This is a genomic window from Frankia sp. Hr75.2 (genome assembly GCF_949319125.1).
Lineage (GTDB): Bacteria > Actinomycetota > Actinomycetes > Frankiales > Frankiaceae > Parafrankia > Parafrankia soli.
Genome location: NZ_CASGGV010000077.1, coordinates 1 through 14,084, shown reverse-complemented (window position 1 = coordinate 14,084; position 14,084 = coordinate 1). Strand labels below are relative to the sequence as shown.

The 14,084-nt window shown below is 68.0% G+C and carries 14 protein-coding genes and 1 pseudogene; 10 read left to right on the top strand and 5 right to left on the bottom strand.

What is annotated here, in order from left to right; translation table 11 throughout:
• The first annotated feature begins 19 nt into the window (after positions 1 to 19).
• On the top strand, positions 20 to 379 hold the full coding sequence (locus tag AC559T_RS07590) for a TauD/TfdA dioxygenase family protein (RefSeq protein WP_498868238.1): 360 nt from the start codon (positions 20 to 22) through the stop codon (positions 377 to 379).
• A gap of 87 nt (positions 380 to 466) precedes the next feature.
• Entirely contained in the window at positions 467 to 781 is a 315-nt protein-coding gene (locus AC559T_RS07585; RefSeq protein ID WP_498868237.1) for a rhamnogalacturonan lyase family protein, read from the top strand.
• 88 nt (positions 782 to 869) lie between these two features.
• Here the strand turns inward: AC559T_RS07585 and AC559T_RS07580 are convergent, their stop codons facing one another.
• Positions 870 to 1,244 (bottom strand): tRNA-binding protein, encoded by a 375-nt coding sequence (locus AC559T_RS07580; RefSeq protein WP_112106053.1) that lies wholly within the window; start codon positions 1,242 to 1,244, stop codon positions 870 to 872.
• Between the two features lie 588 nt (positions 1,245 to 1,832).
• Here AC559T_RS07580 and AC559T_RS07575 point away from each other — a divergent pair.
• Positions 1,833 to 3,776, top strand: a complete 1,944-nt coding sequence (locus AC559T_RS07575) for a TIR domain-containing protein (protein WP_498868236.1) — start codon at positions 1,833 to 1,835, stop codon at positions 3,774 to 3,776.
• 43 nt (positions 3,777 to 3,819) lie between these two features.
• Here the strand turns inward: AC559T_RS07575 and AC559T_RS07570 are convergent, their stop codons facing one another.
• Positions 3,820 to 4,815 (bottom strand): transposase, encoded by a 996-nt coding sequence (locus AC559T_RS07570; RefSeq protein WP_498868235.1) that lies wholly within the window; start codon positions 4,813 to 4,815, stop codon positions 3,820 to 3,822.
• A gap of 361 nt (positions 4,816 to 5,176) precedes the next feature.
• Here AC559T_RS07570 and AC559T_RS07565 point away from each other — a divergent pair, with 361 nt between their 5' ends.
• From AC559T_RS07565 to AC559T_RS07555, 3 genes and pseudogenes are all read left to right on the top strand, one after another.
• Positions 5,177 to 5,743: a dihydrofolate reductase family protein gene (locus AC559T_RS07565; RefSeq protein WP_112106050.1), complete on the top strand. Its 567-nt coding sequence runs from the start codon at positions 5,177 to 5,179 to the stop codon at positions 5,741 to 5,743.
• A 31-nt stretch (positions 5,744 to 5,774) separates the two neighbouring features.
• A pseudogene (locus AC559T_RS07560) lies at positions 5,775 to 6,266 on the top strand (ISL3 family transposase); the annotation flags it as partial.
• Positions 6,267 to 6,318: 52 nt separating this feature from the next.
• The gene (locus AC559T_RS07555) at positions 6,319 to 6,549 is read left to right on the top strand and encodes a hypothetical protein (RefSeq protein WP_498868283.1); all 231 of its coding nucleotides are present in this window, start codon (positions 6,319 to 6,321) and stop codon (positions 6,547 to 6,549) included.
• On the opposite strand, the gene AC559T_RS07550 is transcribed toward AC559T_RS07555, so the two are convergent.
• The 3 genes from AC559T_RS07550 to AC559T_RS07540 form a co-directional block, all read right to left on the bottom strand.
• Positions 6,502 to 7,845, bottom strand: coding sequence for a glycosyltransferase (locus AC559T_RS07550; protein WP_498868234.1), 1,344 nt, complete (start codon positions 7,843 to 7,845; stop codon positions 6,502 to 6,504). The genes AC559T_RS07555 and AC559T_RS07550 overlap by 48 nt on opposite strands.
• A gap of 256 nt (positions 7,846 to 8,101) precedes the next feature.
• Positions 8,102 to 9,679 carry a class I adenylate-forming enzyme family protein gene (locus AC559T_RS07545; RefSeq protein ID WP_498868233.1) on the bottom strand — a complete coding sequence of 526 codons (1,578 nt, stop codon included), beginning with the start codon at positions 9,677 to 9,679 and terminating at the stop codon, positions 8,102 to 8,104.
• Between the two features lie 209 nt (positions 9,680 to 9,888).
• The gene (locus AC559T_RS07540) at positions 9,889 to 10,716 is read right to left on the bottom strand and encodes a TIGR03620 family F420-dependent LLM class oxidoreductase (RefSeq protein WP_112108250.1); all 828 of its coding nucleotides are present in this window, start codon (positions 10,714 to 10,716) and stop codon (positions 9,889 to 9,891) included.
• 249 nt (positions 10,717 to 10,965) lie between these two features.
• Between AC559T_RS07540 and AC559T_RS07535 the strand changes: the two genes are divergently transcribed.
• The 4 genes from AC559T_RS07535 to AC559T_RS07520 all read left to right on the top strand — a co-directional run bounded on the left by AC559T_RS07535 (position 10,966) and on the right by AC559T_RS07520 (position 14,049).
• On the top strand, positions 10,966 to 11,742 hold the full coding sequence (locus AC559T_RS07535) for a peptidoglycan-binding protein (RefSeq protein ID WP_112108249.1): 777 nt from the start codon (positions 10,966 to 10,968) through the stop codon (positions 11,740 to 11,742).
• A gap of 117 nt (positions 11,743 to 11,859) precedes the next feature.
• Complete coding sequence (locus AC559T_RS07530; RefSeq protein ID WP_498868232.1) at positions 11,860 to 12,657, top strand: MerR family transcriptional regulator; 798 nt, start codon at positions 11,860 to 11,862, stop codon at positions 12,655 to 12,657.
• Positions 12,654 to 13,028, top strand: a complete 375-nt coding sequence (locus AC559T_RS07525; RefSeq protein WP_498868231.1) for a hypothetical protein — start codon at positions 12,654 to 12,656, stop codon at positions 13,026 to 13,028. The genes AC559T_RS07530 and AC559T_RS07525 overlap by 4 nt, the downstream gene beginning before the upstream one ends.
• A 70-nt stretch (positions 13,029 to 13,098) precedes the next feature.
• Positions 13,099 to 14,049 (top strand): arsenic resistance protein, encoded by a 951-nt coding sequence (locus AC559T_RS07520; RefSeq protein WP_498868230.1) that lies wholly within the window; start codon positions 13,099 to 13,101, stop codon positions 14,047 to 14,049.
• The last annotated feature ends 35 nt before the right edge of the window (positions 14,050 to 14,084 follow it).

Below are 14,084 nucleotides of genomic sequence, written 5' to 3'. Positions count from 1 at the left end.
CGTACAGAGAGGGGTCACGGTGACCGTCACCCGAACCGCGCCTTACGAAACGCGCCGGGCCAGCCCGGTCCTCGGCGCCGAGATCGTCGGTGTCAACCTGGCGGACGGCGTCGACGACGCCACCGCCGAAGCCCTGCGCGAGGATTTCTGGAAGCACAAGGTCCTGGTGTTCCGTGGCCAGAACCTCTCACCGGACGCGCACGTGAAGGCGGGCACGGCCGCGACGTGGCACGTCGGCGGAACCTGGCGGAACCCTCCGTTCAACAGCGAGTCACTGACCTATCAGGTCGTGCCGGAGGTCGGCGGTCACACGCTGTGGGCCGATCTGCAGGCGGCATACGACGGCCCGCGCGAGTATTGCAAGGTCATCGGCAGCTGATCTTCAAGGGGTCTCCCGCCGGTCCCGCCGGTTGGGGCCGGGCGGTGGGTTCGAGGACCAGATCGGCCGCCCGCCTCCGAGCCCGCGTTGCGGCTGGGCGGCGGATATCCGGACGTCCCGCTGCAGATACCGGCTGGTGGCCAGACCCCGGACGGCGTTTCCTACACCTACAGCGCCAACGAGGCCAGTGTCGGCGACCTCGACGGTGACGGCGAGTACGAGATCGTCGTCAGGTGGGACCCGTCCAACGCCAAGGACAACTCCCAGGCCGGCTACACCGGCGACGTCTACCTCGACGCGTACGAGCTGTCCGGCACCCGGCTGCGGCGGATTGACCTGGGGCGCAACATCGGCGCCGCCATGCCCGCCGCCCCCTGGCCGGACGTGTACACGTCTCGGTAGCGGCCGCTCCGTCCTTGCGGGTGGCTGGCTCGGGCGCAGCGGCCTCGGGCCACGGGGCCCTGCTCGACTGGAAGATCGTGAGGCAGAGTCAGTAGACCTGATCGCCTGGTGTGGCCTTCTCGTGGGCGAAAAGTGGAGCAGCTTGCGCCTGATCTTCCGGGCCATCCGGATGGGGAACCCCAAGTACCAGGGCGTCTGAGGTGTACGGACCTATCTCTCGTGAGCCGAGATTCGCGCACACGATGACATTTCTGCCGACCAGTTCATCCTCTGACAGCAGCGCATACTGACCTACCGAGTGACGGATTCCGAGACTCCCCAGATCCAGTTCGATGACACGGCACGGAAACCTTGTACCCTCGGCCAGTGGAGCCGAGATCACTCGCGCTACGCGCATGTCAATGTTCTCGAACTTGCCAAAGGTGATCTTCGGCTTGAGTGGTGGTCCTTTTTTGGCTGCCATCCCGCGCGCGTCCTGTTCTCTGATTCTGCTGGGGTGTAACTCTCGCTGGTGGGCCTAAGGGGTCGAGGTTCATTCGACTGCAAGCTGGTCCCGGCGACGCAGGTGCAGCAACCCAAAATGATACCCGATCTTCTTCGGGAGGATTTTCAGTGCCCACCCAGATGATAAACGCCGGCCGCGATCAGATCCTCCGGCCCTTGTTTCGCAAGCACCCTCATCTGCGGGATTGGGCCGGAGGGTCGGGCGACGGCCGCTGGGCAAGAAGGGTGCGCGGTAGATCCCAGTGACCGTCCGTGGCGCAGTGACCTGCATCCACGGCTCCCTACGTCCGTCCCTGACGCGCGACCCCGGGTCGTCGCCTGCCTCGCCCGTGAAGCCAGCTGCCCCTTTGGTGCAGATTCTCCCTGATGTCCGGTTGTTGTGTCGGGTGTGGTTCCCCGAGGGGGCCGCAACGGAAACGGAATAGGGATCGTCCGATTACCTGTAGTCACCAATGTGTTTCCTAATGCGATTACGACAGGTTTCGGGATATTGAGGCCATCGGCCACGATATCGTCGCGCCAACTGTGAGCAAGTAGGCCTTCGGAGGTGCTGACTGTGGTCGGTTCCAGCTCAGATGTTCCTGGATGGCGCCCAACGATCTTCATTGGTAGTTCAGGGAAGTCCGTCAACAGGGGAATCGTAAACACGCTGGCAGCCGAGCTGGTCGACCGGTTCGAGCTACACCTCTGGCGGAATGTATTTCCGCCGGGGGCCTACATCCTCGATGTTCTGCAGAAAGAACTCAGAACCGTCGATGCCGCAATACTTATCTTCGGTGCGGACGACGAAGTCGCCCGAGGTGAACGAGACTTCATTTCAAGTCGCGACAACGTGATCCTGGAGTATGGGTTCTTTGTTGCTGGGCTGGGTCGGGATCGGGTCTGCGTACTTCTAGAGGAGGGAGTGACACTGCCGACGGATCTGGTCGGTCTGACGGTCGAGCAGTTTGACGGCAGTAACGATATAAAGCTCGGCGTGACGCTGGAAGGATGTGCCCGCCGGATCAAGGAGCGATGGGAATCTCTGCGCAGGAACAAACTTAGCACGTCAATTCCAAATGACTCGGTCGGAGCGCTGTTCGGCTACTCGAAGACCGTTGAACGCGAGCAGAATCGGCTGGACAAGCTTGTCGGCTCACTCGGTGAGTCGGTTGCAAGTATTACTGACGTTTATGACGAACCAGTTTACTTTGACTCCCCGGACAGCGCGTTGTCCAGCTATGCGGAAGCACTCGCTCTGGTGAAGCGCCGGTTCTGGACAACGACGTTCCTTTCCAGCGGATTTTGGAGCCGGCCGCAGCCGAGTGTTCTCACTGCGAATGCTCAGATGATGGTGCGGCTCAGTCGCAACGGCGGCGAGGCGCGCCGGCTGTTCATTCTTGACCAGGATGTCGAAGCCGTGGTCCAGGCCTTCCGGGCGGACCGCATTCATCTCCGTGAACTGGCGCGAGGACGGGAACTGCGCGAGTCGGCCAACCGTTTTGAGCACGTCAAGCGCAACATAAGGGCGATGATCGCCGCAGGTTTTGAAGTCCGGGTGGTGTTCGATGCGTGGAGCCTGCATCGCGCTCTCCCGCCGGGGTTGATTGATGACCCCTACGACAACGAGCTGGCAATTTACGACGAGTTCCGAGTGGACTCTTTCCAGGGTGGTAGTATGGGAAGTATTCGCGGCGTGAAAAGTCATTGTGCGACGACGCGCGAGTTTGCGTCGTACCTAGCCGCGGCTGAAACCTACTTCGATGACCTATGGCAGGAAGCACAACCAGTGGATAGTTTCCTCCAACTCATGCAGAACTCCATCAGGAGCGCCGATACAAGGATCGACTACACGGGTAACTGGTTGACGGCGTACGAGTTCGATCTCGATGGCGAGGACGAGCGATTGAAGACACTTGAAGCTCGTCGAGCAGTAGCCGCGATTGAGTCCATCGGGCGCTGGGGAAACCTGCGGAGTCATCTCGATGTCGGCACTTGCACGGGCAGGTACATCGCCCTCTTCAGGGATGCCACGGTTCCCAGCGGAGAACTCATCGGCATCGACGACGACCCTGACTGCGTCCGTTTCGCTCAGGCCAGTCTTGAACGACGTTTCCCGGGAGACGAACGGATCAGGATTGAACACGTTGATTTCTCCTCGGATCGGCTACCGAGAGGAGACTTCGATCTTGTCACCTGTATGCTGGGCACTCTGTCTCATTTCGGCTGGGATCGGAAGCTCTCGCGAAACGACAATCTGCAGAGCATAATCCAGCGTATGCGGGAGATACTCGCGGACGATGGTGTTCTGCTACTCGGAACGTGGTCGCAGTTTGCTCGCGATCAACGGCGCCTGCTCGGCATCTATCAAGATTCGGATCGCGAGCGACTGGCTCGATGGACTCCTCCGGTCGACGAGCTCCACGACCGTCTCCGACAGGCCAGATTCGAGATCGAGCTGTTCGAAAAGCCTGAGGCCAGGCTGGATCTGACAGTGTGTCGCCCCGTCTGATCTTGTCGTTGGTCACACACTGTGGGCCGATCTGCAGGCGCCGCTATGCGGTCCCGTCCGTCGGGCCGGGCAGGAAGCGGCTGGTTGCGGCGGCGAGCGCGGCCGGCTGCTGCTCCTGGACGTTGTGGCCCGCCTCGATCTCGACGATCTCGGCCCGCGGCACGCGGGCGCGGAACTCGCCGATCGTCTCCGGTGCGAGAAAGCCGTGCGTGCCGTGAACCAGAAGAACCGGCACGGTCGACGTCTCCAGCGCTGCACAGGCCGCGGAAGTCGACGTCGATCTAAAACGGGTCTTCGAAGTTATGCGGTGCGGAGGTGTCCGCGGGCTCGGCGGGTGGTGACGCAGCGTGCTCGGAGGCGCTGGTTGGTCGGGTTGCGGAAGCCGTAAGCGGCGCGGCCGACGAACTTGATCACACGGTTGATCCCCTCGCTCTTGGCGTTGCTGATGCCGGTGTTCAGGAAGGCTTCGATCTCGGGCCACCAGCAGCGCCTGGCCGATCGGGCCCTGGTCCATCAGCGGGTTCCACATCCGCTCGAACTCAGCGTCGGTGAGGTCTTCGCGGTTGCGCAGCAGCTTGCGCCGGGCCTTCCACTCCGTGGTCCGGCCACGCCGGCCGCGGACGCTTCGGGTGAGACGGCGGCGCACCAGATTGAGCGTCTTGTTGGCGAGCTGAACGACATGGAAGTGATCAACTACGACGGTGGCGTGCGGCAGGCCGGTGCGCACGGCGGCCCGGTAGGACGGTGACATGTCGATGGCCACGAACCGGATGGCCTGGCGCCAGGCGAGCGGGGTGCCGGCCAGCCAGGCCAGCACATCACCGGTGGCCCGTCCTTCGATCTGGCCGAGCAGCCCACCGTGACCTGCGGCGTCGATAAATCCGGTGTGCCAGCGATCCGCTGCCGGAGACCACTTTCCTGTCTCCGGGTCCTTCTCCCAGCGGGCCCTGCCCCGCCGGGTCTCGTCGATGCCCAGCACCCCGATATCGGCAAGCGGCGCCTGAGTCACCGTCTCGGCGGCGCTGCGGAACGCGGCCATCACCTGTAAGATCTCAGCGCGCGTGACATGTCGATCTTGTTTGACCGGCGGGTTCGTTGGTTGTCTCACGGAATATCACTTGGCTTGAGTCTCAGTTCCACGGCATTTCTTCAGATTTCGCGCTTTCTGCGTCGTAGCTTGTTCGGCGGCCTGGTTGCGGTTGAGGTGCCCAGGTCCGGTTCGCTGGCGGGCTGCTGCCGTGCAAGGGCGAGGTCGAGATCCGTCGGGTGCCCGAGCTGGCGAGTACGCCACACTGAGCCCTGACCACGAGGACTACCTGTGAGCCCAGATCGCGCACCGATGAGTTTCCCGCACGGCGCCGGTCTGTACGCCGGAGTCCGACTCACGGAAGGCTGGCGCCATGCGGAAACTGATCTACGGCATGAACCTGACCCTGGACGGCTACATCGCCGCGGCCGGCGACGACATCGGCTGGAGCGGGCCGCCGAGCGACGAGCTGTTCCAGTGGTGGCTCGACCACGAGCAGGCGAGTGGCCTGTCGCTGTACGGGCGCAAGCTGTGGGAGACGATGAGCTCCTACTGGCCGACCGGCGACCAGCAGCCCAACGCCACCCCGGCGGAGATCGAGTTCGCGCGGAACTGGCGGGACACGCCGAAGGTGGTGTTCTCCTCGACGATCGACAAGGTCGACTGGAACACCCGCCTGGTCACCGGCGACGCGATCGCCGAGATCACCCGGCTCAAGGCAGAGGACGGCGGCCCGATGGGCATCGGCGGCGCGACGCTCGCCGGGGCGGCCATGCGGGCCGGGCTGATCGACGAGTACGCGATCGCCACCCATCCGGTTCTGGTGGGCGGCGGCACGCCCTTCTTCGCCGCGCTGGACAGCTGGGTGAACCTGGATCTGGTGGAGACGCGGACGTTCCCCGGCGGCGTGGTGCTGACCAGGTACGAGACGAGGCGCTGAGCGGGAGGCTTTCCGTACCGCTGCCACTGCGGTGACCGAGGCGCCGCTGCCGGACATCGAGGTGCTGGGGATCGACGAGACCCGCCGGGGCAGGGCCCGCTGGGAGAAGGACCCGCAGACGGGGAAGTGGTCTGCGGCGGCCGATCGCTGGCACACCGGATTCGTCGACGCCGCAGGCTGCGACGGTCTGCTGGGGCAGATCGAGGGACGGGCCGCCGGCGATGTGCTGGCCTGGCCGGCCGACACCCCGCTCACCTGGCGCCAGGGGGTTCGTTTCGTGGCCATCGACATGTCCCCGTTGTGTCGGGCGGCGATCCGCACCGGACTGCCGCAGGCCACCGTGGTGGTCGATCATTTCCACGTGGTGCAGCTTGCGAACAAGATGCTCAGCCTCGTCCGCCGCCGTCTGACCCGCACACACCGCGGCAGACGTGGCCGGGCCGGAGATCCGGAGTGGAAGGCCCGGCGCAAGCTGCTGCGCAACCGCGAAGACCTCACCGACGCTGAGTTCGAGCGGATGTGGAACCCGCTGATGGACCAGGGCCCGATCGGCCAGGCGCTGCTGGTGGCCCGAGATCGAAGCCTTCCTGAACACCGGCATCAGCAACGCCAAGAGCGAGGGGATCAACCGTGTGATCAAGTTCGTCGGCCGCGCCGCCTATGGCTTCGCAATCCGACCAACCAGCGCCTACGCGCACGCTGCGTCACCACCCGCCGAGCCCGCGGACACCTCCGCACCGCATAACTTCGAAGACCCTCTAAAACGCGGCGTGGTCTGGGTGGAGTCGATCGCCCGTCGTCCCTGACACAAGCTCGGACCGGCCCGGCGTCGATCCGTCGGCGAGCTGCTCGAGCAACTCGGCTGCCCGGGTCTCGCGTCCTGCCTGCGCGATCTCGGCCTGCATCCGACGCGCGGCGGTGGCGTACCGGGAGTCGGCGAGAACCTTCGCGACAGCTCCACGGATCACGTCCGGCTCCGGGGTCTGAGTGCGCAGGTTCACCCCGACGCCGGACGCGGCCACCCGGGCGTTGACCTCGATCTTGTCCTCGGTCCTGCCCGCGCCGACGATCGGGACACCGTGCGAGAGCGCGAGCTGCACGCCGCCGTAGCCGCCGTTGGTGACGAACACCTCGACCCGCGGTAGTAGCTGGTCGAACGGGATGAACCGCTCCACCCGCGCGTTGGCCGGCAGCGGCCCGAGCTCTGCCGGGTCGCTGCCCCCGGTGACCGCGACGACGAGGACGTCCTCGTCCGCGAGCCCGGCCAGCGCCGGTCGGATCAGCTGATCGGCGTCGGTGGCGACGGTCCCCTGGTTGACGAGCACGACCCGCCGTCCGGACAGCTCGTGCCACCAGGACGGCGGCTCCCACCCGGGGTCGACCGGCGGGCGCGGCGGCCCGACGAAGGCGACCTGGCCGGGCAGGTCCGAGACGTCGTACTCGAAGCTGGGCGGACTGAACTGCAGATAGAGCTGAGTGGCCAGCGGGTAGGAGAAAATCGTCCCGGCCGTCGCGGGAAGGCCGGGCATCCGCCGGGTCCGGTTGATTTCGGCGGTGACCGGCCGATACACCACCTGGCGGGTGAAGCCGGCCAGCGCCTTGTTGCGCAGCCGGCCCAGTGGGCCGGTGGCCGGCGCCAGACCCATGCCGAAGGGCGCGAGATCCCTGCTGGGGAAAGGCAGGACGCTGATGCCGAAACCGGCCACCGGCGGTCCGCCCAGTTCCTGCAGGAGTACCCCGCCGATGAATGCGGTGTCGGTGACGACGGCGTCAGCCGGCTCCTCCTGCAACAGTGCCATCAGGTCCCGCACCTGGTTCGGCACGGGCTTGGAGAACCCCTGAACCAGGTCGAACTGCAGCTTTTTCAGCCCGGACAGCTCCCGGCGCCGCGGATAGTGCTCCTCCAACCCGACTAGGCTGTAGTCGAAGTCGGGATCTGTGATCGGGTGGAATTTCGCACCAACGGCGGCGACCTTTTCCGCGAAGGCGACGCCGGTGTACCAGCGCACGGTGTGGCCGCGTTCGATCAGGGCGCGGGCGATGGGCAGCGCGGGCACGGTGTGGCCGACGGCCGGGACTGTGGCGAACAGGAATCGGGCCACGACGGATTCTCCTCAGACAGGTCGATGTCTGCGCGACAGTCTGCGTGCGAGCTGCCACATCGGGCGCCAGTCAAGCATTCTGTTCGAGCGATGCTCGGACTTTGTCGGTGGCATGACAGCGTACGGTGACTGATCAACTCCGTGCGCCCACCGGAGGCCTCAACCCACATGCCGCCACGCCGACGCGCCCGTGCTCACACCTGACCACAGACCCGATCTCGGGGCGGACGAGCTCAGCCGGCCCCGCAGCGCGCGCCTACTTCAGTCGGCCGTCCTCGATCAGTGTGCGCAGGCCCCGGCGGTCCGGCTTGCCGCTCGGCAGGGCCGGCACCTCGTCGTCCGCGGCGACGATCCACCGGGTCGGAACCTTGTAGCTCGACAGGAGCGTGCGGGTGCGTGAGGTCAGACCGTCCACGTCGACGTCCGTGCCGGTCGTGCCGGCCGGAACGATGACCGCGCACACCTCCTCGCCGCGGGTCGGATGCTCGACACCGGTCACGACACAGTGCGCGACCTCGGGGAACTCCTCGATGACGGCCTCGACCTCGCGCGGTGCCACGTTCGAACCGGCGACCTTGACGAGCTCGCTGTCCCGGCCGACGTAGAACAGCCGCGGGTCGCCCGTCCTGCGGTAGACGCGGTCGCTGGTGTGGTACCAGCCGTCCGCGTCGAAGACCTCCGCGCGCTCGCGCTTGTTGTAGCCGGCCATCGAGCCGATGCCACGGATGAGCAGCTCACCGACGGTCCCGTCCGGGACGCGCTCGCCGGCGGCGTCGACGATCGCGGTCTCGGTGAACGCGAAGCTGCCGCCGGACTCGGTCAGGCTGCGGTGGATCGGATGGCCGTCCGGGACGCCCGCCATCGCGAGGTCCACCGGCCCCTCCCGCAGCGCGGGGGCGCTGCGCAGGTCCCGGCTGGGGAAGGACGGGTGCAGCCGCAGCTGCTGGGTGAACGCGGGCCATCCGACGACGCCGTTCGCCCGTTCCCGTTCGGCGAGGTCGAGGGCCGGCCCGGCTTCCAGCCGCGCCAGCACCAGGACCGCGACGGGTGCGTGCAGAGCTCCGGTCGCGGCCAGGATCCCGCCGATCCAGAAGAACGGCATGGCGCACAGGATGCGTGGCCCGTGGTCGACGCCGGTGAGCCCGCGGATCGCCGCCGGCCAGGTGGAGGTCTGGCGCACCAGCGTGCCGTGGGTGTGCAGCACGCCCTTCGGGTCGGCGGTGGAACCGGAGGTGTGAACCATGATCGCCAGGTCGGCCGGGGTGACCTCGGCCTGCACCGCGGCGAGCAGCTCGGCCCGCACCAGCGGCGGGTCCCGCGGATCCCATCGGGTGGCCCAGCCCCGGTCCGTCCGCCCGGTCAGCACGATCCGCCGCAGGTACGGCGCGCCCGCCAGCTCGAGCTGGCCGGCCGGCTGCCCGGCCGGCTGCCCGGCCAGCTCGGGGAACGCCGTCTCGAACCGCTGCGCGACGTCGATCCGCAGCACGGTCGTCGGTGCCACCAGGAGTTGCACATCGGCCAGCCGCACGACCTTGGCGATCTCCGCCGGCGGGTACAGGGTGCTGAGCGGAACGGCCACGGCCCCGATCCGGCTCACGGCCAGCCACCAGACGGCCCACTCGACGCCGCTGGGGAAGAACAGGCCCACGCGGGTGCCCTTACCGACGCCCTCGTGCAACAGCCACCGGGCCACCCGGGCGGACTGTTCCTCCGCCTCGGCGTAGGTCAGCCGGTCGGTCAGGGAGACGATGTAGTCGGCGGAGCCGAACTCCCGAGCGCAGCGCCCCAACAGGTCAGGGATGGTCGGTCGGATCTCGTCGCCGGTCGACGTCATCGCCCTCGCTCCGTCCTTCAGCCGGTGGCGGCGCCAGGCGCGGCCCCGACACGACGCCGGCCCCGACGCGACGACGGGGCCTACGCACATGGCGGGCCTACGCGATGGCGGGGCCGCACCGCCTGACGGCCGTCGCCTGACCCTCGCACGGGCCCGCCACCACCCATGCTCCCAGAACGGGCGAGCCCACTCGCCGGCCCGCCCGTCGGTCAGGGCAGCAACGCCTCGGCGAACCGGTGGAGCCAGCGGTCGAAGAACTCGGCTTCGCCGCTGAGACGCAGGACGACCTGGTCGGCGCCGGCGGTGTGGTACTCACGGATGCGGGTGACGATCGTGTCGAGATTCCCCCAGGCGGTCACCGCGTCGACGAATCTGGCGTCGAGGTCGGCGATCTCGGAGTCCGTGAATCCCATGCGGAGGAAGTTGCGGTGGTAACCCGGCACCGTGCGCAGGAACCGCAGCCCTTCAGCGGCCGCGGCCCGTGCGGTGGCCGGATCGCTCTCGGGCACGACCGTCAGCAGCACAGCCAGTGCCGAGCCCGGGCCGAGCGTCGCCCGCGCCTCCTCGACATATTCAGGGGTCACCAGGTACGGGTAGGCGCCGGCCGCGCGGTCCCGGGCGAGGGCGAGGACCGCCGGGCCGAGTGCGGCGAGCACGCGCGAGGCCGCGGGCACGACAGGGGCTTCGGTGTCGAGGTCGTCCAGGTAGGAGTTGAGCGTTCGCAGGGGCTTGGGGCCATGCGCGCCGCCGAGGCCGACGACGAACCTGCCCGGTGCGGCCTTCTCGAGGTCCGTGTAGCTTTGCGCCACCTCGCGGGCCGGTACGACGTCCACCGAAAGGATGCCGCTGGCCACCTGGATGTGCTCCGTCGCACGCACGACCCGGTCGATGGCAGGCAGATTGTTTCCCTGGCCACCGGCCAGCCAGACGGTCGAGTAGCCCGCGGCCTCCGCTTTCCGCGCGAGATCGATCTGGGCGTCGGGATGGTCCGCCGCGAGCCCGGAAGCCGCGATACCGATCGGTCCAAGAGTCACCATGACAGGCACAATCGCACGGCAGGCCTTCCGTGTTCCGCACGGTCACCTCGCCCGGACGGCGGCACCGCGGCGGGGCCGGCGGCGTGCGATGACCTACACGTCGAGTGCTTCCGCGGGCTGCGTGCGGCTCGCGGATCAGATCGGCGATCGCTTCCGTCGGTTTCGTCCCGTACGGAGACCGGGCGCCTTACGCTCGGCGATGGCGATGGCGATGGCGATCGCCGGCGGCGGCGGCGAGGAGGAGGCACCTTGACCACACCGGACCGGGTGCGCGTGGGCAGGGGCAGCTGGCCGAAGGACGGTTACGGGGGCACCGTCGACGCCGCTGGAACCGGTTTCGGCCCCTACTACGGGATCGGTGCCGGCGAGCGAGCTCCCGAGGGCAGCAGCCAGGACGACATCGCGGCCGTGCGGGCCGCGGTGAAAGCGATCCAGCGGGCGCTGAACTGGCACAACGGCCCGGGCACGCCGATCCCGACTGACGGCCGGTTCACCGAGCGGACGAGGGCCGCGGTGATCGCCTTCCAGCAACACCGACAGCCGGTCATCAACCAGGACATGTACCTCGCCGCCACCGAGCGGAACCCGCCGGGCCTGGTCCACAAGGAGACCTCGTACGCGCTGTTCATGCCGATCGCCGACCGGTACGCAACCAAGTACACCGTTCCGCGGGGACTGCTGCGGGGCGTGACGGCGCTTGAGAGCAACTGGGATCCCGGGGCCGTCGGCTACTGGACCAACTCCGATTTCGGGCTCTGCCAGTGGAACACCACACTGCCGGACGTGACGAAGGACCGGGCGCTCGATCCGTACTGGGCCCTTGATTCGACCGCCAGGGCGATGCGTGAGCGGTACGACTCCGACCGGTGGGGCCACAACTGGACGTATGTGATCGTCGCCCACAACGTTCCCACCTGGGCTGCCGAGTGGGCGCAGGGCAAGCTCACGGCGACGAACCCCGAGGACAAGCCGAAGCTCGACCGCATGACCGGCTACCTGACCAATGTGCTTGCCCGGACCTGGTGACGGCACACGACTCAGCCGGAGGGGGACGGGCGGGTCTTCTGCGGGCTCGTCCTCGGCACCGGCACCCCGGCCCCTGGCTTGACCTTCGAGTCGGGTCGAAGGTTTACCGTCCGGCTCATGGCCACCTATCGCATCTCGCAGCTGGCGGACCGCTGCGGCGTTCCGGCGAGCACGTTGCGGTTCTACGAGACCGCGGGCCTGCTGCCCGCCGAGCGCGCTCCGTCGGGTTACCGCGTCTACGACGAGGAGGCGGTGCAGCGGCTGGCGTTCATCTCGTCCGCGAAGCTCCTCGGCCTGGCACTGGAGGAGATCGGTGATCTCCTGACGGTCTGGGAGCGGGGGGTGTGCGCGGCGGTCCGGGAACGGATGCTGCCGCTCGTCGCCGCCCGTATCGCTGACGCCGACCGGCGGGCCGCCGAACTGGCCGCGTTCTCGGCGCGTCTGGCAGCGTTCCACACCGAGCTCGCCGAGCCGGCACCGGCGGGTGGCTGCGGCCCGGACTGCGGCTGCCTGACCACCACCCCGGCGCAATCCACCACCCCGGCGAAGTCCGGTCCGGTGCCGCTCACGCTCACCCCGGGGCGACCTGAGATCGCCACCGACGATCCGGCATCGCAGTCGATACCGGTGGCCTGCACTTTGAGCGGCGGCGAACAGGCCGAACGGGCCGCCCGATGGCGCCGGCTGCTCCAGGAGGCAGACAGCCGGGAGGAGATCGTTGACGGCCTGCGGCTGACGTTTCCACCCGGCCCCGACCTCGCCGCGCGGGTCGCCGCACTCGCCGCGGCCGAGCAGGACTGCTGCGCCTTCTTCGCCTTCACTCTCCAGCTCACCGCCACCGGTCTGGTCCTGACCGTCCGCGCCCCCGAGACCGCCACCGCCCTGCTGACCGACCTGTTCGGAGTGTCCGCATGAACCCCTCCGCTTCTGCGACCCGTCCGCGCCGTTGGTCGACGATCGGGGCCACCGCGGCGGCGTTCGCCGCCTGCGCGGTGTGCTGCATCGGGCCGTTGCTCGCCGTGCTCGGCGCCGTCGGCGCCGTCGGCGCCGTGGCGACCGTCGCCGCCGTCTGGGTTCCCGCGCTGGCCGTGGTGGCGGTCGCGGCGCTGCTCGGCGCCGTCGTGGTCCGCCGTCGCCGCCGCACCGCCTGTCAGGCAGTCACCGGACCGGTCGACCTGGGTCTGCCCATCCCCCCGGCAATCACCGGGACCCGGCGACACCTACCCGGCGCTGAACCGCACGACCCCGACGGGAGACGGCGGGGCGCCGGTGACCTGCGACGATGACAGGAACATACCCGGCCAGCGATCAAGGAGTCTGGCGCTGACGCAGAAACCGGTCGGCCTGGTCGCCCGGATGGAACACCATCAGGTCGCGGTCTATCTCACTGCCATGACCGCCGGTGCCGTGCTCGGCCTTACGGCACCCGGCCTCGGACCGGGTCTGGAACACGCGATCAACCCGCTGCTCGGGGCGCTTCTCTACGTGACGTTCCTCCAGGTCCCCGCCGCCGAACTGGCCCGCTCCCTGCGCGACGGCCGGTTCCTCGCCGCCGCGCTGGTCGTGAACTTCGCAGTCGTGCCGCTTGTGGTCGCCGCGATGTTTCCGTTCCTGCCGGACGATCAGGCCGTCCGCCTCGGGGTGCTGCTGGTTCTGCTCTGCCCCTGCATCGACTGGGTCATCGTGTTCACCGGCCTTGCCGGAGGCAGCAGCCGGCGTCTGCTCGCCGCGACCCCGCTGCTCCTGCTCGCGCAGATGCTGGTCCTCCCCGTCCTGCTGTTCGCCTTCCTCGGCTCGGACCTGGCCGACATCGTCGACGCCGGGCCCTTCCTCCAAGCGTTCCTCACCCTGATCGTCGTTCCGCTGGCCCTGGCCTGGGTCACCCAGGGCTGGGCAGCCCGCAGACCAGCCGGGCAGCACGTGTCGGAGACGGCCAGCGCGGCGATGGTCCCGCTGATGGCCGCCGTGCTCATCGCCGTCGTCGCCTCCCAGCTCCCGAAACTCGACGGCAGGCTCGGCGACGTCGCCGCCGTCGTCCCGTTCTACCTGGCATTCCTCGCCGTCATGGCGTTCACCGGGAAGACACTGGCCGGCCTGTTCCGCCTCGACGTCCCCTCGGGACGGGCGGTGCTGTTCACCGGTGCCACCCGTAACTCCCTCGTCGTCCTCCCGCTCGCCCTCGCCCTGCCCGACCAGTTCGCCGTCGTACCGGTCGTCGTGGTCACCCAGACCCTCGTCGAAGTCCTCGGCATGGTCGCCTACGTCCGCCTCGTGCCACGACTACTCCCCGCACCCCACCCCGCCTGATCTTCGGTGGTATTCACGCCTGTCCCTGGCACATT

Coding starts and splice junctions, on each gene's coding strand:
- AC559T_RS07565 (WP_112106050.1), top strand. CDS start 5,177: ATGCGGAAACTGATCTACGGCATGAACCTGACCCTGGACGGCTACATC.
- AC559T_RS07525 (WP_498868231.1), top strand. CDS start 12,654: ATGAACCCCTCCGCTTCTGCGACCCGTCCGCGCCGTTGGTCGACGATC.
- AC559T_RS07545 (WP_498868233.1), bottom strand. CDS start 9,679: ATGACGTCGACCGGCGACGAGATCCGACCGACCATCCCTGACCTGTTG.
- AC559T_RS07540 (WP_112108250.1), bottom strand. CDS start 10,716: ATGGTGACTCTTGGACCGATCGGTATCGCGGCTTCCGGGCTCGCGGCG.
- AC559T_RS07530 (WP_498868232.1), top strand. CDS start 11,860: ATGGCCACCTATCGCATCTCGCAGCTGGCGGACCGCTGCGGCGTTCCG.
- AC559T_RS07570 (WP_498868235.1), bottom strand. CDS start 4,815: ATGGCCGCGTTCCGCAGCGCCGCCGAGACGGTGACTCAGGCGCCGCTT.
- AC559T_RS07580 (WP_112106053.1), bottom strand. CDS start 1,244: ATGGCAGCCAAAAAAGGACCACCACTCAAGCCGAAGATCACCTTTGGC.
- AC559T_RS07520 (WP_498868230.1), top strand. CDS start 13,099: ATGGAACACCATCAGGTCGCGGTCTATCTCACTGCCATGACCGCCGGT.